This window comes from Pseudomonas sp. Q12-87 (assembly GCF_001269755.1).
Classification (GTDB): Bacteria; Pseudomonadota; Gammaproteobacteria; order Pseudomonadales; family Pseudomonadaceae; genus Aquipseudomonas; species Aquipseudomonas fluorescens_S.
Genome location: NZ_LHVI01000029.1, coordinates 1 through 21604, shown reverse-complemented (window position 1 = coordinate 21604; position 21604 = coordinate 1). Strand labels below are relative to the sequence as shown.

The 21604-nt window shown below is 62.3% G+C and carries 20 protein-coding genes; 10 read left to right on the top strand and 10 right to left on the bottom strand.

Annotated features, from left to right (window positions below; translation table 11 throughout):
- Window positions 1-132 precede the first annotated feature (132 nt).
- Entirely contained in the window at window positions 133-1758 is a 1626-nt protein-coding gene (locus AD663_RS21830; RefSeq protein ID WP_003185045.1) for a glucan biosynthesis protein D, read from the bottom strand.
- Window positions 1759-2121: 363 nt separating this feature from the next.
- Here AD663_RS21830 and AD663_RS21825 point away from each other — a divergent pair, with 363 nt between their 5' ends.
- Complete coding sequence (locus tag AD663_RS21825; RefSeq protein ID WP_003185042.1) at window positions 2122-2307, top strand: hypothetical protein; 186 nt, start codon at window positions 2122-2124, stop codon at window positions 2305-2307.
- A 42-nt stretch (window positions 2308-2349) separates the two neighbouring features.
- On the opposite strand, the gene AD663_RS21820 is transcribed toward AD663_RS21825, so the two are convergent.
- From AD663_RS21820 to AD663_RS21780, 9 genes are all read right to left on the bottom strand, one after another.
- Complete coding sequence (locus tag AD663_RS21820; RefSeq protein WP_003185040.1) at window positions 2350-2649, bottom strand: type II toxin-antitoxin system RelE/ParE family toxin; 300 nt, start codon at window positions 2647-2649, stop codon at window positions 2350-2352.
- Window positions 2612-2875: a CopG family ribbon-helix-helix protein gene (locus tag AD663_RS21815; RefSeq protein ID WP_003185038.1), complete on the bottom strand. Its 264-nt coding sequence runs from the start codon at window positions 2873-2875 to the stop codon at window positions 2612-2614. Before AD663_RS21815 ends, AD663_RS21820 begins: the two co-directional genes overlap by 38 nt.
- Window positions 2876-3021: 146 nt before the next feature.
- Window positions 3022-4446, bottom strand: coding sequence for a gamma-aminobutyraldehyde dehydrogenase (locus AD663_RS21810; protein ID WP_053214523.1), 1425 nt, complete (start codon window positions 4444-4446; stop codon window positions 3022-3024).
- Window positions 4447-4591: 145 nt separating this feature from the next.
- Window positions 4592-5416 carry an ABC transporter permease gene (locus AD663_RS21805; RefSeq protein ID WP_003185034.1) on the bottom strand — a complete coding sequence of 275 codons (825 nt, stop codon included), beginning with the start codon at window positions 5414-5416 and terminating at the stop codon, window positions 4592-4594.
- Window positions 5406-6353: an ABC transporter permease gene (locus tag AD663_RS21800; RefSeq protein WP_053214522.1), complete on the bottom strand. Its 948-nt coding sequence runs from the start codon at window positions 6351-6353 to the stop codon at window positions 5406-5408. The genes AD663_RS21805 and AD663_RS21800 overlap by 11 nt, the downstream gene beginning before the upstream one ends.
- A 1-nt stretch (window position 6354) precedes the next feature.
- Complete coding sequence (locus tag AD663_RS21795) at window positions 6355-7392, bottom strand: ABC transporter ATP-binding protein (RefSeq protein WP_053214521.1); 1038 nt, start codon at window positions 7390-7392, stop codon at window positions 6355-6357.
- A gap of 229 nt (window positions 7393-7621) precedes the next feature.
- Window positions 7622-8773 carry a putative ABC transporter substrate-binding protein YdcS gene (ydcS, locus tag AD663_RS21790; protein WP_003185029.1) on the bottom strand — a complete coding sequence of 384 codons (1152 nt, stop codon included), beginning with the start codon at window positions 8771-8773 and terminating at the stop codon, window positions 7622-7624.
- Window positions 8774-8895: 122 nt separating this feature from the next.
- Complete coding sequence (locus tag AD663_RS21785) at window positions 8896-10353, bottom strand: gamma-aminobutyraldehyde dehydrogenase (protein ID WP_053214520.1); 1458 nt, start codon at window positions 10351-10353, stop codon at window positions 8896-8898.
- Window positions 10354-10454: 101 nt separating this feature from the next.
- Complete coding sequence (locus AD663_RS21780) at window positions 10455-11369, bottom strand: LysR family transcriptional regulator (protein WP_053214519.1); 915 nt, start codon at window positions 11367-11369, stop codon at window positions 10455-10457.
- A gap of 179 nt (window positions 11370-11548) precedes the next feature.
- On the opposite strand from AD663_RS21780, the gene AD663_RS21775 reads away from it, so the two are divergent.
- From AD663_RS21775 to AD663_RS21730, 9 genes are all read left to right on the top strand, one after another.
- Entirely contained in the window at window positions 11549-12271 is a 723-nt protein-coding gene (locus tag AD663_RS21775; protein WP_053214518.1) for a tellurite resistance TerB family protein, read from the top strand.
- Window positions 12272-12441: 170 nt separating this feature from the next.
- Window positions 12442-14064 carry a methyl-accepting chemotaxis protein gene (locus AD663_RS21770; protein ID WP_003185021.1) on the top strand — a complete coding sequence of 541 codons (1623 nt, stop codon included), beginning with the start codon at window positions 12442-12444 and terminating at the stop codon, window positions 14062-14064.
- A complete protein-coding gene (locus AD663_RS21765) occupies window positions 14064-14600 on the top strand; it encodes a chemotaxis protein CheW (protein WP_053214517.1) in 537 nt (178 codons plus the stop codon). The genes AD663_RS21770 and AD663_RS21765 overlap by 1 nt, the downstream gene beginning before the upstream one ends.
- Complete coding sequence (locus AD663_RS21760) at window positions 14597-15886, top strand: protein-glutamate O-methyltransferase CheR (protein WP_053214516.1); 1290 nt, start codon at window positions 14597-14599, stop codon at window positions 15884-15886. The genes AD663_RS21765 and AD663_RS21760 overlap by 4 nt, the downstream gene beginning before the upstream one ends.
- Entirely contained in the window at window positions 15883-16554 is a 672-nt protein-coding gene (locus tag AD663_RS21755; protein WP_003185014.1) for a chemotaxis protein CheW, read from the top strand. The genes AD663_RS21760 and AD663_RS21755 overlap by 4 nt, the downstream gene beginning before the upstream one ends.
- Entirely contained in the window at window positions 16551-18821 is a 2271-nt protein-coding gene (locus AD663_RS21750) for a hybrid sensor histidine kinase/response regulator (protein ID WP_003185011.1), read from the top strand. Before AD663_RS21755 ends, AD663_RS21750 begins: the two co-directional genes overlap by 4 nt.
- Window positions 18818-19828, top strand: a complete 1011-nt coding sequence (locus tag AD663_RS21745; protein WP_003185010.1) for a chemotaxis response regulator protein-glutamate methylesterase — start codon at window positions 18818-18820, stop codon at window positions 19826-19828. Before AD663_RS21750 ends, AD663_RS21745 begins: the two co-directional genes overlap by 4 nt.
- 45 nt (window positions 19829-19873) lie before the next feature.
- Window positions 19874-20875, top strand: a complete 1002-nt coding sequence (locus AD663_RS21740) for a PleD family two-component system response regulator (protein ID WP_003185009.1) — start codon at window positions 19874-19876, stop codon at window positions 20873-20875.
- Window positions 20876-21155: 280 nt separating this feature from the next.
- Window positions 21156-21604 (top strand): transposase (locus AD663_RS21730; RefSeq protein ID WP_157062735.1); only part of this gene is annotated, 449 nt, incomplete at its 3' end.

Genomic DNA, 21604 nt, shown 5'->3' with positions numbered 1-21604 from the left:
GCTTATACTGCCGTCTTCGCGGGCAAGCCCGCTCCCACAGGGAACGGCGTCGAACACAAATTCTGTGAACGACACAAATTCACTGTGGGAGCGGGCTTGCTCGCGAAGGCGTCATTCCTGACGCCGCGGGACTTAGGGATACTTGCGTTTATCCGGCGCCGGCGGGAAGTACTGGTACAACCAGGTCTCGCTCAAGGTGCGCTCCTTGCTACGAATGAACAGGCGCATCTGCACCGGGTCCACGCGATCGTCCGTCGGGTACCAGTCGAACGTGATGCGGTAGCCCTTGATCTCATCGAGCACCAGCACGTTGAAGTCCTTCACTTCGCCGTGGGAGCAGGTCACCACCGGTTCGATGCCGGTGCCGGGCGGCAGTTGGTCGAGGCCGCCGCCGCTGAAGTCCACGGCGAAACGCCGCGCCCAGACGGTCGGGTAATGCTCGCCAGGTGCCCAGCCTTCGATGAAACCGCCCATGCCCGAACGGGTCGCATCGACATGCGCCAGGTCCGTGCTGACCGGAGGCAGGGCGCTCCAGTAGAGCTTGTAGCCGTAGTTCAGCGACTCACCGGCGGCAACCGGTTTCTTCGGTGTCCAGAACGCAACGATGTTGTCCAGGGTTTCGCCGGTGGTAGGGATTTCCAGCAGATCGACAGAGCCTTCGCCCCAGGCCGTCGTCGGTTCGACCCACAGGCTTGGACGCTTGCTGTACCAGTCCACGGTGTCCTGGTAGCTGGCAAAGTCATGGTCGGTCTGCACCAGGCCGAAGCCTTTCGGGTCCTTGTCGGCGAAGGCGTTGAACTGCAAGGTGGCGGGGTTGTTCAGCGGACGGCAGACCCACTCGCCGTTGCCGCGCCACATGGCCAACCGGTCGGAGTCGTGGATTTGCGGATGAATGGTGTCGCACATGCGCCGCTCGACGGTGCCGCAACTGAACATGCTGGTCATCGGGGCGATCCCGAGCTGCTCGATGGCGGTGCGGGCGTTGACGTGGGCGTCGATCTCCATGACCACCCGGGTCGGCTGGCAATCGATGTCAAAACGATAGGCACCCGTGGCGCTGGGGGAATCGAGCAGGGCGTAGACCACGAAGCGGGTGCTGTTCTTGTCCGGGGTTTCGAACCAGAACTTGGTGAAGTCCGGGAATTCCTCACGCTTTTTGGCGTAGGTGTCGATGGCCAATCCGCGAGCGGACAAACCGTACTGGCCGCTGGCGTCCACGGCGCGGAAATAACTGGCCCCCAGGAACGAAACGATGTCGTGCCGATCCAGCTCCGGTGCCTTGAATGCACGGAAACCCGAGAACCCCAGGTCACCGGTCAACTGCGAGGTGTTGACGGTGGTTTTCTCGTAGTTGAACAACTCCGGGCGGAAGTGCACCTCACGGGCCATACGGGTTTTCGGATCGACGCTGTACATGCGCACCGGCTGCTTGAAGCCCATGCCGACGTGGAAAAACTGCACGTCCAGCTGGCCATCGAGCTTGTTCCACAAGGAGTGGTTGGCGTCGTAGCGGATCGCGTTGAATTGCAGGGGTGACATCTGGGCGAGGGTCGGTGGCAAGACTTGCTTGGTGTCGACGTAGCGGCTCGCGGCCAGTTGCCGGGCCTGGTCTTTCAGGTCATCGAAATCGAAGGGACGGGCCTGGCCGTCGGCAGTCTGGTCAGCGGCCCAGGCACGTGCGGCCATGAGCCCGGAGGCCGATAGACCGGTGTAGGCGGCGAAGGCCATGGAGGCCTTGAGCAGATTCCTGCGGTGCATAAATACAACCTTTCTCGAAACAATCCCAAGCCGATCCTGGCAACAGAGACTGGTAAAGGAGTTCGGACATGCCTTTGGCCAAACGCGACGGACGTTAGAACAGATGCCTGAGAGCTGGATCGGTTCACCAAAGCGCAAAATCTTAGGGGATAACCAGGCTGGAGGGAGAATGAAAAGCGTGCCTTGGTTAAATTTTCTTACAGTTCTTTCTTTTTTTATGCCCATTTCAGCGTTTTTTGACTAATTACTCTAAAACTCTCTTTTCACGCTATGAATCCTCCCTATTCTTAAGCGTGTCAGGCAATTCAACCCGCATTCAGACGCCGCTATCAGGTCGATTAGACGTAAAGAAGGACAACGCTCATGACAAAAATACAGGGCATTACCCAAATACTGGGGCTCTTTCCAGGCCTGGACAATGCGCGCAGGACAAAGCGGCTCAGCCTGGAGGAGATGAGGCTGGTGGAGCGCTATCGGGAGCTGTCGGAAAACGACCGGATCGCCATGCGTTATCTGGTGGATGCAATGAGGAGTGTTTCGAGGTTTTGAATAATCGTTTTGGGCGGCCGGGCAGATGGTCACTGGCCGCAATTATTCCGTGGACCAGTCCTGGGAGCGTTCGCTGCGTTGATGCAGTATGCGCAAGACCTGCAATTGCCCATGCATGAGCCGGTAAGGCGCAACGAACGGATAACGTGTCAACACCAGCTCCCGAATATCGGGAACGACAGAAGGACGGCCAGAGCCTGGAAAGCGCTGCAGTTGTCGCAGCGTTTCCAGAATGGTGGTGATGACATTGTCAGCGCCTTCCGTACCGATGGCGGTTTGGTAGTGTTCATAAATCGAGTCGAGGTCACTCTGTGCTTTGTCGGTCAGTACGATGCTCGGCACGCTTTGCCCACTTAGCCTTCACGGCATCCAGGTCGGTCAGATTTCCAGCATCGGCATCGACTATGCCTTCGCTGATGGCTTGTAGATGCCAGGACTCGGCTTCCACATATCGAACCAATGCACGCTTGAGGTGGTATTGACGGTCGCGGTCGGTGGCGGCAGCCAACAAATCCAGCTGCTGGGCCAGACCTTCTTCCACGCGAAAGGATAAAACGGGCGAGGCCATGGCAATCTCCTGGGGTGTATACGTTGTAGACACCCTAGGTGCTGCCGGGATTTCCGTCAACCGGCGAGCGCGCACCGATAGACGAAAACCTTAGCAGCACCCACACAGGGCTACCGCGAGCATGTGTTGCCAGTGTTGTCTTGTCCTCAATGCTTGAACATCACATGCCGCACCACCGTGTAATCCTCCAACCCATACATCGACATGTCCTTGCCATAACCGGAGCGTTTCTGACCGCCATGGGGCATTTCGCTGACAAGCATGAAGTGCGTGTTCACCCAGGTACAGCCGTACTGTAGGCGCGCGGACAAGCGATGGGCGCGGCCGATGTCAGCGGTCCACACCGATGAGGCCAGGCCGTAATCCGAATCGTTGGCCCAGCCCAGCACTTGGGCTTCGTCGAGAAATGGCGTGACGGACACCACCGGCCCGAACACTTCCCGGCGGACGATTTCATCATCCTGTTGAGCGTCGGCCAGTACCGTCGGTTCGAAGAAGAACCCATTGCCGTCCACCGCCTTGCCGCCGGTGATCAGGCGGATATGCGGCTGGGCGATGGCTCGTTCGACGAAGCCTGCCACGCGGTCGCGATGTTGCGCCGTGATCAGCGGGCCCATTTCGGTATCCGGCGCGTTTTGCAGGCCGTACTTGATGCTGCCCACCGCCGCGCCGAGTTTTTCGACGAACTGGTCGTAGATGCCTTGTTGGGCATAGATGCGGCAGGCGGCGGTGCAGTCCTGGCCCGCGTTGTAGAAACCGAAGGTGCGGATGCCCTCAACCGCCGCGTCGATGTCGGCGTCGTCGAAAATAATCACCGGGGCCTTGCCGCCCAGTTCCATGTGCGTGCGCTTGACGCTGTCGGCGGTGCTGGAAATGATGTTCGAGCCGGTGGCGATGGAGCCAGTGAGCGACACCATGCGCACTTTCGGGTGCGTGACCAGCGGCTGCCCGACGGTCTGCCCACGACCGAACACCACATTGAGCACGCCGGCGGGGAAGATTTCCGACGCCAGTTCCGCCAGGCGCAACGCCGTCAGCGGCGTTTGCTCCGACGGCTTGAGTACCACGGTGTTACCAGCGGCCAGAGCCGGGGCGATTTTCCAGGCGACCATCATCAAGGGGTAGTTCCACGGCGCAATCGAGGCGATCACGCCTACCGGATCGCGGCGGATCATCGAGGTGTGCCCCGGCAGGTATTCGCCGCTGGCCGAGCCGTTCATGCAGCGGCTGGCACCGGCAAAAAAGCGGAAGACGTCGGCGATGGCCGGGATCTCGTCGTTCAGTGCGGCGCTCAGCGGCTTGCCGCAGTTATCGGATTCCAGCTTCGCCAGTTCTTCACCATGGGCTTCGATGGCGTCGGCCAGTTTAAGCAACAACAGGGAGCGGTCCTTGGGCGCAACCTGCGACCAGCTGTCGAAAGCGCTGTCGGCCGCGCGCACGGCGGCGTCGACCTGGGCTTCGCTGGCTTCGTTGATTTCCACCAGCACCCTGCCGAGCGCGGGGTTGAACACGGCCTGGGCAGGGCCTTCGCCGTTTACCAAGTGGCCGTTGATCAGCAGTTTGGTTTGCATATCCATTTCCTCTCGAATCTTGTTTGTGGTCTGGGTGGGAGCGGGCTTGCTCGCGAATGCGGTGTGTCATCCAACATCTGCACCGTCTGACACGCCGCTTTCGAGCAAGCCCGCTCCCACAGGGGATCCGGTTCCACCGTGGTATTTATTTCCCCCCACTACCGGCCACGCTTTCACCGCCACGGGTCAGGTAATAGGCGCCCAATATCGGCAGCATCGTCACGATCATCACCAGCATCGCCACGACATTGGTCACCGGCACGTCGCGAGGGCGGCTGAGCTGGTTGAGCAGCCAGAGCGGCAGGGTGCGTTCGTGGCCGGCGGTGAAGGTGGTGACGATGATCTCGTCGAACGACAGGGCAAACGCCAGCATCCCGCCAGCCAACAACGCCGAGCCGAGATTGGGCAGGATGATGTAGCGGAAGGTCTGCCAGCCATCGGCTCCCAAATCCATCGACGCCTCGATCAGGCTGTGGGACGTACGGCGAAGGCGGGCGATGACGTTGTTGTAGACGATCACCACGCAAAAGGTCGCGTGTCCGATGACGATCGTCAGCATCCCGGGTTCGATCCCCAGGGACTTGAACGTCGCCAATAGAGCAATGCCGGTGATGATGCCTGGTAGCGCAATCGGCAGGATCAGCATCAGTGAAATGCCTTGTTTGCCGAAAAAATCGCGGCGGTACAGCGCCGCCGAAGCCAGTGTGCCGAGCACCATGGCGATCAGCGTGGCAATGGCTGCGATTTGCAACGACAGTTTGATCGCCTCCAGTACGTCCGGGCGCGAGAAGGCGACGCTGAACCACTTCAAGGTCAGGCCCTTGGGCGGAAAGCTGAACGCCGCGTCCTCGGTGTTGAAGGCATAGAGGAAGATGATCAGGATCGGGAAGTGCAAAAACACCAGCCCGCCCCACGCTGCGATGCGCAGTCCCCAGGACGCGCGCCCTTGGGATGAAGAGTCAGAGTGCATCGAAAGCCCCCAGGCGCTTGACGATAGACAGGTAGATGGCGATCAGCACGATGGGTACCAGGGTGAACGCCGCGGCCATGGGCATGTTGCCGATGGCGCCTTGCTGGGCGTAGACCATGCTGCCGACGAAGTAGCCCGGCGGGCCCACCAGTTGAGGCACGATGAAATCCCCCAGGGTCAGCGAAAACGTGAAGATCGAACCGGCGGCGATGCCCGGCACTGACAGTGGCAGGATCACTTGCATGAAGGTCTGGCGCGGCCTGGCACCCAGGTCGGCCGAGGCTTGCAGCAGCGACGGCGGCAGGCGCTCCAGGGAGGCCTGGATCGGCAGGATCATGAACGGCAGCCAGATGTAGACAAACACCAGGAAGCGTCCCAGGTGAGAAGTGGAAAGCGTGCTGCCGCCGACCCCGGGAATCTCCAGCACGAACTGCAGCACTGGACCCAGCCCCAAGTGCTGGACAAACCACTGCGCCACGCCGCCCTTGGCCAACAGCAGTGTCCAGGCATAGGCCTTGACGATGTAGCTGGCCCACATTGGCAGCATGACTGCGATGTAGAAGAACGCCTTGGTCTTGCCGCTGGTATAGCACGCCATGTAATAGGCAATCGGGAACGCGACCACGGCGCTGGCGATGGACACGACGATGGCCATGCTCAACGTGCGCAGGATGATGTCGAAATTCGAGGGCTGGAACAGCGCCGCGAAATTCGCCAGGGTCAGGTCCGGCGTGACCGCCATGGTGAAGTCGTCGAAGGTGTAGAAACCTTGCCACAGCAAGGTCAGCAGCGAACCCAGGTAGATCGCGCCGAACCAGATCAGCGGCGGCACCAGCAGCATCGACAGGTACAGGTTGGGCCGACGGTACAGCAGGTTGGAAAGCCTGCGCAGCGACGATCCCGATGCCGGTGTCGGGTTAATGGCCAGGGTGCTCATCTCACACCTCACCGGCGACGGTGTCGTGCAGCGGGATCATGGCTTCACGCGCCCAGCGCACGCTCAGTTGCTGACCGGTCTGGTGCTGGGCGCCGTTGTCGATCCAATGGGTATTGGCCTGGCTGAGGTTCAGGGTCTGGCCGTTTTCGAGTTTCAACTCGTAGCGCGTGGCGCTGCCTTGGTACTGGATATCGTGAAGCAGGCCGCGGACCTCGATTTCGTGACCGGCCAACGAGCCTTCGGCGAAACGCACGTGTTCCGGGCGGATCGAGAACGGCTGTGGATAACCGCTCAATTGCCGGGCCAGTTCGCCACGAATCACGTTGGAGGTGCCGACGAATTCGGCGACAAAAGTCGTCGCCGGCTTCATGTACAAGTTGCGCGGTGTATCGACCTGTTCGATGCGGCCCTTGTTGAACACTGCCACGCGGTCGGACATCGATAACGCTTCGGTCTGGTCGTGGGTGACGAAGATGAAGGTGATGCCCAGTTGCCGTTGCAGCTTCTTCAGCTCGCCCTGCATCTGTTCACGCAGCTTAAGGTCAAGGGCGCCCAAGGGCTCATCCAGTAACAGCACTCGTGGACGATTGACCAGCGCCCGGGCCAGGGCCACGCGCTGGCGCTGGCCGCCGGACAGTTGCACCGGCTTGCGCTCGCCGTAGCCGCCCAGGGCGACCATTTCCAGCGCTTCGTTGGCGCGCTGGATACGCTCGGCCTTGGCGACGCCTTTGACTTTCAGACCGTAGGCGACGTTGTCGCGCACATTCATGTGTGGGAAGAGGGCGTAGTCCTGGAACACTGTATTGACGTCGCGCTGATAGGGCGGCAACCCGGCGGCTTCTTCGCCGTGGATGCGGATCGAGCCGGCGCTGGGCTGTTCGAACCCGGCGATCAGGCGCAGGCAGGTGGTCTTGCCTGAACCAGAGGGGCCCAGCATGGAAAAGAACTCGCCGTCCTGGATATCGATGGAAACCCGGTCAACGGCTTTCACTTCGCCGAACTGACGGGAAACGTGAGTGAATTGGACTGCAAGTGTCATGGTGCGGTGCTCCAAAAAGCGGGGCGGCTATGAAATATCAACTTTGGAACGCGGTCCCGTGGCGAGGGAGCTTGCTCCCGCTGGCGTGCGCAGCACGCCCAAAACAGATCGACGCGGTATTGCCTGACCCACCGCATCGGCTGGTCTTGGGGTGGCTGCGCCCCCCAGCGGGAGCAAGCTCCCTCGCCACAGGGCTAATCATGTCCCCGGTCCAAGCAGTTGCTGGGGTTTAGCGCCCACCCATAATCGCAATGTAGTCCTGGGTCCAGCGGCTATACGGAACGAACTTGCCGCCCTCGGCCTGCGGGGTTTTCCAGAAGGCGATCTTGTCGAACTGGTCGAAGCCATTGGTCTTGCAACCCTCGGCGCCCAGCAGCTCGCTGCCTTTGCACGCCGCTGGCACGGCGGGCAGGGAACCGAACCACGCGGCCACGTCGCCCTGGACTTTCGGTTGCAGCGACCAGTCCATCCATTTGTACGCGCAGTTGGGGTGCTTGGCCTCGGCGTGGAGCATCGTGGTGTCGGCCCAGCCAGTGGCGCCTTCTTTTGGAATGGTGGACGCGATCGGTTGTTTCTCGTTGACCAGGCCGTTGACCTGGTACGGCCAGGCGCCGGACGCCACCACGCCTTCGTTCTTGAAATCGCTCATCTGCACAGTGGTGTCGTGCCAGTAGCGGTGGATCAACGGCTGCTGGGCCCGCAGCAATTCCAATACGGCCTTGTATTGCGCTTCGTCGAGTTGGTACGGGTCCTTGATGCCCAGTTCCGGCTTGGCGGTCTTGAGGTACAGCGCCGCGTCGGCGATGTAGATCGGGCCATCGTAGGCTTGCACGCGTCCCTTGTTCGGCTTGCCGTCAGGCAGGTTCTGAGCGCTGAACAATACGCTCCAACTGGTCGGTGCCTGCTTGAATACGTCGGTGTTGTACATCAGCACGTTCGGGCCCCACTGGTACGGGGTGCCATAAGTCTGCTGGTTGACCACGTACCAGGGTGCATCCTTGAGGCGCGTGTCGAGGTTCTTCCAGTTGGGGATCAGCGCGGTGTTGATCGGTTGTACACGCTTGCCGGCAATCAGTCGCAGGGAGGCATCGCCCGAGGCGGTGACCAGGTCATAGCCGCCCTTGGTCATCAGGCTGACCATTTCATCGGAGGTGGCGGCGGTTTTCACGTTGACCTTGCAACCGGTGTCCTTTTCGAAACCTGTTACCCAATCGTAGGCCTTGTCGCTTTCGCCTCGTTCGATGTAGCCCGGCCAGGCAACGATGTCCAATTGGCCTTCGCCGGCGCCAATGGCCTTGGGCGGTTCGGCGGCCTGGAGGCTGACGCTGGTCAGCAGCGCCGTGGTGATAGCGCTGAGCAATGCGGTCTTGTGCGCGTACATGGAAATCCCTCTTGCTTTAATTGTGGTAGGGCAGTTGAGAGGCGTGTCGCTGATTGTTGTTTTAGCTTAGCTGCAAGCCATGCACTGCTGTTGCTTGCAGCTTGCAGCTTGCAGCTTGCCGCTCAAAACTCCCGGCTATGCCGGGCCATGATGTGGCGCACCACGCTGTAATCCTGGAGCGAATCACTGGACAGGTCCTTGCCGTAGCCCGAGCGTTTCAGGCCGCCATGGGGCATTTCGCTGACCAGCATGAAATGGCTGTTGATCCAGGTGCAGCCGTATTGCAGCCGCGCCGCCACCTGCATCGCCTTGTCCAGGTTCTGCGTCCACACCGAGGACGCCAGGCCGTATTCGGAATCGTTGGCCCAGTCCACCGCCTGGCTGAGTTCATCGAAGCGGGTCACCGTGACGACGGGGCCGAACACCTCGCGCTGGACGATCTCGTCGCTTTGCTTGCAGCCGGCCAGCAGCGTGGGTTGATAGAAAAACCCAGCGCCGGAATGCACCGCCGCGCCGGTGATGCGCTCGATGTGGGGCTGGCCGAGGGCGCGCTCGACGAAACTGGCGACGCGGTCACGCTGGCGAACGCTGATCAGCGGGCCGATTTCATTGTCGGCATCGCGCTTGCCGGCAAAGCGCAGGCTGCTGACCGCCGCGCCGAGCTCGGCCACCAACCGGTCGTGAATCCCACCCTGAGCGTAGATCCGGCAAGCCGCGGTGCAATCCTGCCCGGCGTTGTAATAGCCATAGGTGCGCACGCCCTCGACCACGGCTTGGAGGTCGGCGTCGTTGCATACGATTACCGGCGCCTTGCCGCCCAGTTCCAGGTGCGTTCGCTTGAGGGTTTTCGCCGCCGCCTGGAGAATCTTCTGCCCGGTGACGATGTCGCCGGTCAGCGAGACCATGCGTACTTTGGGATGGCTGACCAAATGGCTGCCGACCCCTTCGCCGCCTCCGCAAATGATATTGATAACGCCCCGCGGCAGAATCCCGGCCAAGACCGGCACCAGCGCCAGGATCGACAAGGGCGTGTGTTCCGACGGCTTGAACACCAGCGTGTTGCCGGCGGCCAGGGCCGGGGCGATTTTCCAGGCGGCCATCATGATCGGGTAATTCCACGGCGCGATGGACGCCACCACGCCAATCGGATCGCGGCGCACCATGCTGGTGTAGCCAGGCAGGTATTCACCGCTAAGCTGGCCGGTCTGGCAGCGCACGGCACCGGCGAAGAAACGGAACACGTCCACGGTGGCGCTCAGGTCATCCTGGCGCGCCAGATGCAAAGGTTTGCCGCAGTTCAGGGATTCGAGGCGGGCCAAGTAGTCCGCGTTTTTTTCGATGGCGGCGGCAATCTCCAGCAACAGGTTCGAACGTTGTTGCGGCGTGGTCCGCGACCATTCGTCAAATGCGCGGTGGGCTGCGAGGATTGCAGCTTCCACCTGTTCGATGCTGGCTTCGGCGATATGAGCGAGTACTTCGCCGGTGGCCGGGTTGAGAATGGGCTCGACAACCCCCTCACCGGATACGAGTTCGCCGTCGATCAGCAACGCGGTGCACAACGGGGTCTGCGTGCCAGCCATTTTTATAAGTCTCAGTTTGAAGCACAGAACCATGGGATGCCTGAGAGACTAGTGCTCAGCCTCAAGGCCGACAAATTCTAAATACTCAAGGCTGCATTCGATTAAATCGATGGCTTGCGTCCGCCCGGCGGTTGTTCCCGGGCTACCGTCAGGAACGGATCGACCAGGGCTGGCCGCGCCGTGCCTCGGCGCCATGCCAGGCCGACGTCAAGGGTCTGGCTGAGGTCGGCAATCGGGCGCGCCTCGATGATGTCGCCCTCCAGTGACCAGGGGCGGTACGTCATGTCCGGCTGGATCGATACCCCGAGGCCTGCGGCCACCAGGCTGCGCACCGCTTCGGTCGAGGCGGTACGCAGCGTGATCTTCGGTTGCAGCCCGGCGCCGCGCCACAAACGCTGGGCGTTGCGGTCCATTTCATCGACGTTCAGCTGGATCAGCGGCTCGCGGGCCACATCTGCCAGGTTGATGCTGTCGTGTTCCAGCAACGGATGCTGGGCCGGCAGCCACAAGCGGTGGGGCGAGTGAGTCAGTACCTCGGTCTGCAAGGCGTGGCGATCTTCCAGGTTGGAGAGGATCAGCACCCCGACGTCGATTTCACCACTGACCAGCAAATGCTCGATGTACGGCCGCTCATCCTCCATCACGCGGATTTCCACATTGGGGTAGGCCCGCTGGAAACGGGTCAGCAGGTCCGCCAGGTAATAACCGGCAACCAGGCTGGTGACGCCGATGATGACGTGGCCGGCCACTTGGTCGGTGCTCTGTTGCAGGCTGCGCTTGGCATTGTCGACGGTGGCCAGGATCAAATGGGCCTGGCGCAGGAATTGATGCCCCTGGTGAGTCAGGGTCATGCCCTTGGCGTGGCGGTTGAACAGACTGACGCCGATTTCCTGCTCCAACTGCTGGATGGCCAGGGTCAAGGTGGACTGGGAAATGAAAACCGCCTGTGCGGCGGAGGAGATCGAGCCGGTCTCGGCCACAGCGATGAAATGACGGATCTGACGCAGGGTCATCATTGGACGAATACCCGGTGGGCTGTTTTTATCGATGTGCAGGAGTGTATATCGTTTTTTCTGTGGGGCTGGTGATACGCGAGGCAACATCTCGAAGCAATCTCGTCATGGCTGACGGGGCACTTTCGATCCAGGCTGGTGACCTTAATGATCCGGTCAACCCGAATGCGTGGAGGCAGCACATGAACACCCGTGGATTACTCGATCAGCTACTCAAGTCCGGTCAGGAAATGTTGCAGAACAAGGCTGGCGGTTCCCAGGGCAAGCCGTCCGCTGGTTTGGGCGAGTTGCTTGGCGGCTCCGGTAATCCGGGGGGCAACCTGGGCGGCTTGCTGTCCGGCGCGGGTGGCGGGGCATTGGCCGCTGGCGCCATGGGGCTGTTGCTGGGCAACAAGAAAGCCCGCAATTTCGGCGGCAAGGCGCTGGCTTATGGTGGCCTGGCTGCCTTGGGCGTGATCGCCTACAAAGCCTATGGCAACTGGCAGGCCCAACAGGGCGGTGGCCAAACAACCGAACCGCAGACCCTGGACCGCGTTCCGGCGGCGCAGGTCGAGCAGCACAGCCAAGCGATCCTCAAGGCATTGGTGGCGGCCGCCAAGGCTGATGGCCATGTCGACGAGCGTGAGCGGCAGCTGATCGAAGGCGAATTCACCAAGCTCGATAACGACCAGGAACTGCAGCGCTGGCTGCACGCCGAGCTCAACAAACCCCTTGACCCCATCGACGTCGCTCGCGCCGCCAGTACCCCGGAAATCGCCGCTGAAATGTATGTTGCCAGCGTGATGCTGGTGGACGAGGAAAACTTCATGGAAAAATCCTACCTCGATGAGCTGGCGCGCCAGCTCAAGCTGGAGCCGGGATTGAAGGCCGAGTTGGAGAAGCAGGTGCGGCAGGCAACACCGTAGAGCCGCCCTGACCTCGGCGGTTTGTGCCCTTTACTGGAATTGGGGCTGATGCAAATCCCCACAGGTACTCCATTGCTCCAACTGGCTCAAAATCCTCCGCCACCGCCATGCAGACGCCACGCCGCCCTCGGCTATACTCCCCAGCATTTTCAAGTGCCCGAGGTTTTACTGTGAAGAACTGGACATTGCGCCAACGCATCCTGGCGAGTTTTGCGGTGATCATCGCCATCATGCTGCTGATGGTTGTTGTCTCGTTTTCGCGGTTGCTAAAGATCCAGGACAGTGAGGAGAGGGTCCGGGCCGATGCGGTGCCGGGGGTGTATTACAGCTCCATGATTCGCGGTGGCTGGGTCGACAGCTACGTGCTGACCCAACAGATCGTCGGCCTTTCGGGCAACCATGAAATCACCGCCGAGGACAAGACCCGCTTCCAGGGCTTCGAGCAGCACCTGCGCGAAGAAATACAGAATTATCAACAGCTGATCCAGAACCCTGCCGACCAGGCGTCTTTCGACGAGTTCGAAAATAATCATCAAGCATTCAACCTGGCCATGGCGAAGGTCCTGGACTTGTATCAGCGCAAGGATTACGAAGGGGCGCGGCTGGCCTTGGAAAAGGAACTGACGCCAGCGTGGATCGGCGGTCGTCAGCATCTGAACCACATCATCGAGCGCAATCGCGAACTGGCCGAAAGCGCCACCCAGACCATCGACGACGCGGTGACGGCGGCAAAGGTCGCCATGGGTCTGTCGTTTCTTGTCGCGCTGATTGTCGCCCTGCTCTGCGGGCTGTTGCTGATGCGCGCGATCATGGCGCCGATGAACCGTATCGTGGAGATTCTCGAGGTCATGCGCAGCGGCGACCTGAGCGGGCGCCTGAACTTGGCACGCAAAGATGAATTCGGCGCAGTGGAGACAGGCTTCAACGACATGATGGCCGAACTGACTTCGCTGGTGTCCCAGGCCCAGCGTTCCTCGGTGCAAGTCACCACCTCGGTGACCGAAATCGCCGCCACCTCCCGCGAGCAACAGGCCACGGCCACCGAAACCGCTGCCACCACCACCGAGATCGGCGCGACGTCCCGGGAAATCGCCGCGACTTCCCGGGACCTGGTGCGCACCATGACCGAGGTTTCCACCGCCGCCGACCAAGCCTCGGTGGCCGCCGGCTCCGGCCAGCAAGGCCTGGCGCGCATGGAAGAAACCATGCATTCGGTGATGGGCGCCGCCGACCTGGTGAACGCCAAGCTGGCGATCCTCAACGAGAAGGCCGGTAACATCAACCAAGTCGTGGTCACCATCGTCAAGGTGGCCGACCAGACCAACCTGTTGTCGCTCAACGCTGCCATCGAGGCCGAAAAGGCCGGGGAATATGGTCGCGGATTCGCGGTAGTCGCCACGGAAGTACGGCGCCTGGCTGACCAGACGGCCGTGGCCACGTATGACATCGAGCAAATGGTGCGCGAGATCCAGTCCGCCGTGTCGGCGGGGGTCATGGGCATGGACAAGTTCTCTGAAGAAGTGCGCCGCGGCATGTTCGAGGTGCAGCAGGTCGGCGAGCAGCTGTCGCAGATCATCCATCAGGTCCAGGCCTTGGCGCCGCGGGTGTTGATGGTCAACGAGGGCATGCAGGCCCAGGCCACCGGTGCCGAGCAGATCAACCACGCCCTGGTGCAACTGGGCGATGCCAGCAGCCAGACCGTGGAATCCCTGCGCCAGGCCAGTTCCGCCATTGACGAACTGAGCCAGGTAGCCGTGGGGCTGCGCGGTGGCGTCTCGCGTTTCAAAGTCTGATGGCTGAATCAGAGACCCCGCGTGGCATGACCTCGACGGCCCGCCAGCCGCTGTTCCTGGTGTTTCGCATCGGTAACGAGCGTTACGCCCTGCTGGCCACCGACGTGGTGGAGGTATTGCCGCGCCTGCCCCTCAAGCCGATCGCGCGGGCGCCGTCCTGGGTGGCCGGCGTTTTTGCCTGGCGCGGGGTGGTGGTGCCGGTGATCGACCTGTGCGCGCTGACCTTCGGCCAGAATGCCGAGGCTCGCACCAGTACGCGGCTGGTGCTGGTGAACTACCAGCCCGACGCGCAGCAGGCGAGGCAAGTGCTGGGACTGATCCTGGAACAGGCCACTGACACCCTGCGCTGCGATCCGGCGCAATTCCAGCCGTATGGCCTCGACAATCGGCAGGCGCCGTACCTGGGCCCGGTGCGCGAGGATGCGCAGGGGCTGCTGCAATGGGTGCGGGTCAATGACCTGCTCGACGAGTCGGTCCGCGCCGTGTTGTTTCCCACACCCGGGCTGGACATCGATGACCTCGGGGCCCGGCCATGAGCAATGACCAGCGCTTTTTCGATTTCCTCAAAGAACGCATCGGCCTGGACGTGACCTCCGTCGGTTCAGCCATCATCGAGCGGGCCGTGCGCCAACGCATCATCGCTGTGCCCGGGCGAACCGCCGACGACTACTGGCAATCGCTGCAGCATTCGGGGCAGGAACAGCAAGCGCTGATCGAAGCGGTGATCGTCCCGGAGACCTGGTTCTTCCGTTACCCTGAATCTTTCGCGACCCTCGCCCGGCTGGCCGGCAAGCGACTCGCCGAGATCAAGCACCTGCGCGCTTTGCGCATCCTCAGCTTGCCGTGTTCCACCGGTGAGGAACCGTACTCCATTGCCATGGCCTTGCTCGACGCAGGGCTGGGCGCCCATCAATTCAAAGTCGAGGGGCTGGACGTCAGCCCGCTGTCGGTTGAACGGGCCAAGGCTGCGCGTTATGGCCGCAATTCTTTCCGTGGTGCTGACCTTGCCTTTCGCGAACGGCATTTCGAGGCCGAAGACGAGGGCTATCGCCTCAGCGAGCGGGTGCGCGAGCAAGTGCGCCTGCAAGTGGGCAACCTGCTGGATCCGGCCTTGCTGGTGAATGAAGCACCTTACGATTTCGTGTTCTGCCGCAACCTGCTGATTTACTTCGACCAGCCGACCCAGCAGCAGGTGTTCGAGGTGCTCAAGCGCCTGACCCACCAGGATGGCGTACTGTTTATCGGCCCCGCCGAGGGCAGTTTGCTCGGGCGCCTGGGCATGCGCTCGATCGGGGCTGCCCAGTCGTTCGCCTTCAGTCGCCAGGGCGCCCCCGAACCACAGCCGTTGCCGACCTCGCTACCAACCTTGCTACCCACGTTGATGCCGGCCCCGCTGCCGGTTCGCCAAGTGCTGCCCCAAACTGTCGCCCCGGTGATCCGCCCCCTGCCGTTTTCCCAGGCCCGGCCCGCGGTTGCCCAAGCCAAGGGCGGCGACGCGGCCGCGTTACTGGCGCAGATCGCCGCCCTGGCCAACAGCGGCAAGAGCGCCGAGGCCCGTGCGGCCTGCGAACAGTACTTGCGTAGCCATGCGCCAGCGGCCCAGGTGTTTTATTGGCTGGGGTTGCTCAGCGACATGGCCGGTAGCGCGCTCGAGGCCCAAGGGTTTTATCGCAAGGCGCTTTATCTTGAACCGCAACACGCCGAGGCCCTGGTGCATCTGGCGGCGCTGCTGGCTTCCCAGGGAGACGCGGCCGGAGCCCGTCGATTGCAGGAACGCGCTGCCCGTAGCGAGCGCACCGCAGACAGTGAGCGTAAACGATGAGCGGTTCGGCTTTTTACAAGGTCACCCATGACGATGCCGAGGCAATCGACGATTGCTGGAACCGCATCGGCGTGCATGGCGACAAATCGTGTGAACGACTGACCGAGCATATCCACTGCCGCAATTGCCCGGTGTATTCGGCGGCCGCCACCCGCCTGCTCGACCGGTATGCCCTGCAACAGGATGACCGGGACCTGGTCGGTGCCCCGCTGGACACCGACATCGCCACGCGCTCATTGCTGATGTTCCGCCTCGGCGAAGAGTGGCTGGCCTTGACCACCCGCAGCTTGGTGGAGGTCGCGCCGTTGCAGCCGATCCATTCGTTACCTCACCAACGTTCGCGGGCCTTGCTCGGCGTGGCGAACGTGCGCGGGGCGTTGGTGGCCTGCCTGTCGCTGGTGGAATTGTTGGACCTGGAGCCCGGCGCGCCGGCGGTTCCCGGTGGGCGAATCATGCCGCGCATGTTGATCGTCGCGGCCAAGGGCGGGCCGGTGGTGGTGCCGGTGGACGAGGTGGACGGCATCCATGCCATCGACGAACGGATCCTGGCGAGCGCTTCGCCGTCAGCGGGCAAGTACACTCGCGGTGTGTTGCCCTACAAGGGCCGCAGCTTGCGCTGGCTGGACGAAGAACAGCTGCTGTCCGCCGTGTCCCGGAGCCTGTCATGACGCCCGATCAGATGCGCGATGCCTCGTTGCTGGAACTGTTCAGCCTGGAAGCCGAAGCCCAGGTCCAAGTGCTGAGCACCGGCCTGCTGGCCCTGGAGCGTGATCCGACCCAGGCCGAGTACCTTGAGTCGTGCATGCGCGCGGCCCACTCGCTAAAAGGCGCGGCGCGCATCGTCGGGGTGGACGCCGGCGTCAGCGTGGCCCATGTCATGGAAGATTGCCTGGTCAGTGCCCAGGAAGGCCGCCTGGTGCTGGGTGCCGTTCACATCGATGCCTTGCTGCAAGGCACGGACCTGCTGACGCGCATCGCCACGCCGGGCAACGACATTGGCGCTGCGGATATCGATGCATACGTGGCGCTGATGGGGCGACTGCTCGACCCTGAGGCCGCCCAGGCTTCGGCCGCAGCGCCGCCGGCAATCGAGATGCCCGTCGAAACCGCTCCTGTCGAATTGCCCGAACTGGGACCTGCCGCGCCCATCGAGCCGACGCCCAAGGCCAAGGCTAAACGGGTCACCGAAGGCGGCGAACGGGTCCTGCGGGTCACGGCTGAACGCCTCAACAGCCTGCTCGACCTGTCGAGCAAATCCTTGGTGGAAACCCAGCGCCTCAAGCCCTGGCTGGCAGCGATGCAACGCCTCAAGCGTCAGCAAGGCAACGGCCTGCGTGCCCTTGAAGAGCTGAACGTGCACCTCAAGGATCACGCTCTGAGCCTGCAGGCCCAGGAAGCCCTTGGCGATGCGCGCCGCTTGCTGGCCGAAACCCAGCAACTGCTGGCGCTCAAGACCGCCGAGCTGGATGAGTTCGCCTGGCAGGCCAGCCAGCGGGCGCAGGTGCTGTATGACACGGCGCTGGCCTGTCGCATGCGGCCGTTTGCCGATGTGCTCAGCGGCCAGGTCCGCATGGTCCGTGATCTCGGTCGCAGCCTGGGCAAGCAGGTCCGCCTGGAGATCGAGGGCGAAAAAACCCAGGTCGACCGCGACGTGCTGGAAAAGCTCGAGGCGCCGCTGACCCATTTACTGCGCAATGCCGTGGACCATGGCATCGAAACCCCGGAACAGCGCCAACTGGCCGGCAAGCCCGCCGAAGGCCTGATCCGCCTGCGGGCTTCCCATCAGGCTGGCCTGCTGGTGCTCGAACTGGTGGACGACGGTGCCGGCGTGGATCTGGAACGGGTCCGCCGCAGCATCGTCGAGCGCGGCCTTTCGCCAGCGCAAACCGCTGCCAGCCTGAGCGAAGAGGAACTGCTGACATTCCTGTTCCTGCCCGGTTTCAGCCTGCGAGACAAAGTCACCGAGGTATCCGGTCGCGGCGTCGGCCTGGACGCCGTCCAGCATATGGTCCGGCAGTTGCGCGGGGCCGTGGTGCTGGAGCAGACGGCGGGCGGGGGCAGTCGTTTCCATCTCGAAGTGCCGCTGACCCTGTCGGTGGTGCGCAGCCTGGTGGTGGAAGTCGGCGGCGAGGCGTATGCCTTTCCCCTGGCCCACATCGAACGCATGTGCGACCTGGCGCCCGACGACATCGTGCAGGTCGAAGGCCGCCAGCATTTCTGGCACGAGGGCCGGCATATCGGGCTGGTCGCCGCCAGCCAATTGCTCAATCGCCCGGCGACGCAGAACAACAGCCACACCCTCAAGGTCGTGGTCATTCGCGAGCGCGAATCGATCTATGGGGTCGCGGTGGAACGCTTCATTGGCGAGCGCACATTGGTGGTCCTGCCTTTGGACGAGCGCCTGGGCAAGGTCCAGGATATTTCCGCCGGAGCCTTGCTGGACGACGGCTCGGTGGTGTTGATTGTCGACGTCGAGGACCTGCTGCGGTCGGTGGACAAGCTGCTCGATACCGGGCGCCTGGAACGCATTGCCCGGCAGAACCAGGCCCAGGCTCCGCGCAAGCGGATCCTGGTGGTGGATGACTCGCTGACCGTGCGCGAGCTGCAACGCAAGCTGCTGCTCAATCGCGGCTACGAGGTGGCCGTGGCGGTGGATGGCATGGATGGATGGAACGCATTGCGCTCGGAGGATTTCGATTTGCTGATTACCGATATCGACATGCCGCGCATGGATGGCATCGAGCTGGTGTCGCTGTTGCGACGCGACAACCGTTTGCAATCGCTGCCGGTGATGGTGGTGTCCTATAAGGACCGCGAAGAAGACCGTCGCCGTGGCCTGGACGCGGGGGCCGACTATTATCTAGCGAAGGCGAGTTTCCACGACGACGCCTTGCTCGACGCTGTAGTCGAATTGATCGGGGGAGCCCGCGCTTGAAGATCGCCATCGTCAATGACATGCCCCTGGCGGTCGAGGCCCTGCGCCGTGCCCTGGCGTTCGAGCCGGCGCATCAACTGGTCTGGGTGGCCGCCAACGGGGCCGAGGCGGTGCAGCGCTGCGCCGAGTACACCCCGGACCTGATCCTGATGGACCTGTTCATGCCGATCATGGATGGCGTGGAGGCTACACGGCGGATCATGGCCGATACGCCCTGCGCGATTGTCATCGTCACCGGTGACAGCCAACAGAACGTCCATCGGGTGTTCGAGGCCATGGGCCATGGCGCCCTGGATGTGGTCGATACGCCGGCCCTGGGCGTCGGTAATCCAGCGGACGCGGCGGCGCCCCTGCTGCGCAAGATCACCAACATCGGCTGGCTGATCGGCGAGCGCAACAGGCGGGAACGACCCGCTGCGACGACGCAGCGTGCGGCGGTGTCGCGAAATAGCCTGGTGGCCATCGGATCGTCGGCGGGCGGGCCGGCGGCGCTGGAGGTGCTGTTGAAAGCCCTGCCGCGTGATTTTGCCCCGGCCATTGTGCTGGTCCAGCATGTCGACGAGGTGTTCGCCGCAGGCATGGCCGAGTGGCTGGGCAGTGCGTCGGGCCACAGGGTCCGCCTGGCCCGGCACGGCGAGACGCCGCAGAGCGGCACGGTGTTGCTGGCCGGGACCAATCACCATCTACGTTTGTTGAAGGACGGTACCTTGGCCTACACCGCCGAGCCGGTGAATGAAATCTACCGGCCCTCCATCGACGTTTTTTTCGAAAGCGTCGCCCATTTCTGGAGCGGTGACGCGGTGGGTGTATTGCTCACCGGCATGGGCCGCGACGGGGCACAAGGGCTTAAGCTGATGCGCCAACAGGGTTGGGAGACCATCGCCCAGGACCAGCGCAGCAGCGCGGTGTATGGCATGCCCAAGGCAGCCGCCGCCATCGACGCCGCCGTTCATATTCTTGGCCTGGACGATATCGCGCCACGGTTGTTGGAGATATTTAGCAAATGATGAACCCCGGCGACCTCGGCCCAGGCCGTACTCAGGTAAGCACCCATGAATGATCTGCAGCTCGACGGCTTCAAGAACGATGAGAATGCCGCCATGGTCCTGCTCGTCGACGACCAGGCGATGATCGGCGAGGCGGTGCGGCGCGGGCTGTCGAATGAAGAAAACATCGACTTCCACTTTTGCTCCGATCCCCACCAGGCCATCGCCCACGCGATCCGGATCAAGCCGACGGTGATTCTCCAGGACCTGGTAATGCCCGGCCTCGACGGCCTGAGCCTGGTGCGCGAGTACCGTAACCATCCGGCCACCCGCGATATCCCGATCATTGTCCTGTCCACCAAGGAGGACCCGCTGATCAAGAGCGCGGCCTTCGCCGCCGGGGCCAACGATTACCTGGTCAAGTTGCCGGACAACATCGAACTGGTGGCGCGCATCCGCTATCACTCGCGCTCCTACATGATGCTGTTGCAGCGCGACGCGGCCTATCGCGCGCTGCGGGTCAGCCAGCAGCAGTTGCTCGACACCAACCTGGTGCTGCAACGGCTGATGAACTCCGATGGCTTGACCGGGCTGTCCAATCGCCGGCACTTCGACGAATACCTGGAGCTGGAGTGGCGCAGGGCGATGCGCGACCAGAGCCAACTGTCGCTGTTGATGATCGACGTGGACTACTTCAAGTCCTATAACGACAACTTCGGTCACTTGGAGGGCGACGAAGCCCTGCGCAAGGTGGCCGGGGCGATCCGTGATGCGTGCAGTCGCCCCTCCGACTTGCCGGCCCGCTACGGTGGCGAAGAATTTGCCTTGGTATTGCCCAGCACCTCGCCTGGCGGTGCCCGGTTGATGGCTGAAAAGCTGCGCCAGAGCGTCGTCGCCCTGAAGATTCCCCACACCACACCCGATGGCGGCGAGAGCCTGACCATCAGCATCGGCGTCTCGACCATCACGCCGCAGCCGGGCGGCGATAGTCGGCAGCTGATCTCGGCGGCGGACAAAGGGCTGTACCTGGCCAAGCACAATGGACGTAACCGGGTGGGCTTCGAATGACCTTCGGTCGATGATGATGCTTTTGTGGCGAGGGAGATCCCGCCGCGTCTTCGACGCTGCGCTGTCGCGCAGCAAACAGTTCATCGTAAATTGGAAGAACGCGCGCGGGGCAAAGGCCGTAACCAGCACTGGTGTGTCAGCACCCGAGAGGGAGAGTGACCTGCACGGTATCGGCGTGGAGTCGTTGATGGCACGGCCAGGCCGTGACCTCGTATAAGAGAGTGAATCCTTTCGCCACCGTGTACCCCGCGCGCGTCATTCAATCCTGCGAGGAATTGCCATGGCGCGCAAGAACCAAAAGCGTTTTGAGATTATTCATCACCACTGTGCCGGTATTGACGTGGGAAGCCGTGAGCATTGGGTCGCTGTAAACCCAGAGCAGTACGATCCTGCTGTCCGTCAATTCTCCACGTTTACCGACGATTTGATCGCACTGGCCGACTGGCTCCAGTCGTTGAACATCAGTGTCGTGGCCATGGAGGCGACGGGCGTTTACTGGATTCCGCTTTTCGAAGTGCTGGATGCGCGTGGCTTTGAGGTTTATCTGGTTAACTCACGTGCTACGCGGCAGACCTCTGGGCGCAAATCCGATGTGCTTGATTGCCAGTGGATCTGGCAACTCATGACGCACGGCCTGCTCAGCGGCGCTTTTCGCCCTTCTGATGAGATCTGTTCGATGCGTTCGTTGGTCCGCCAGCGCGCCAATAAAGTCTGCGACCAACGAACGCA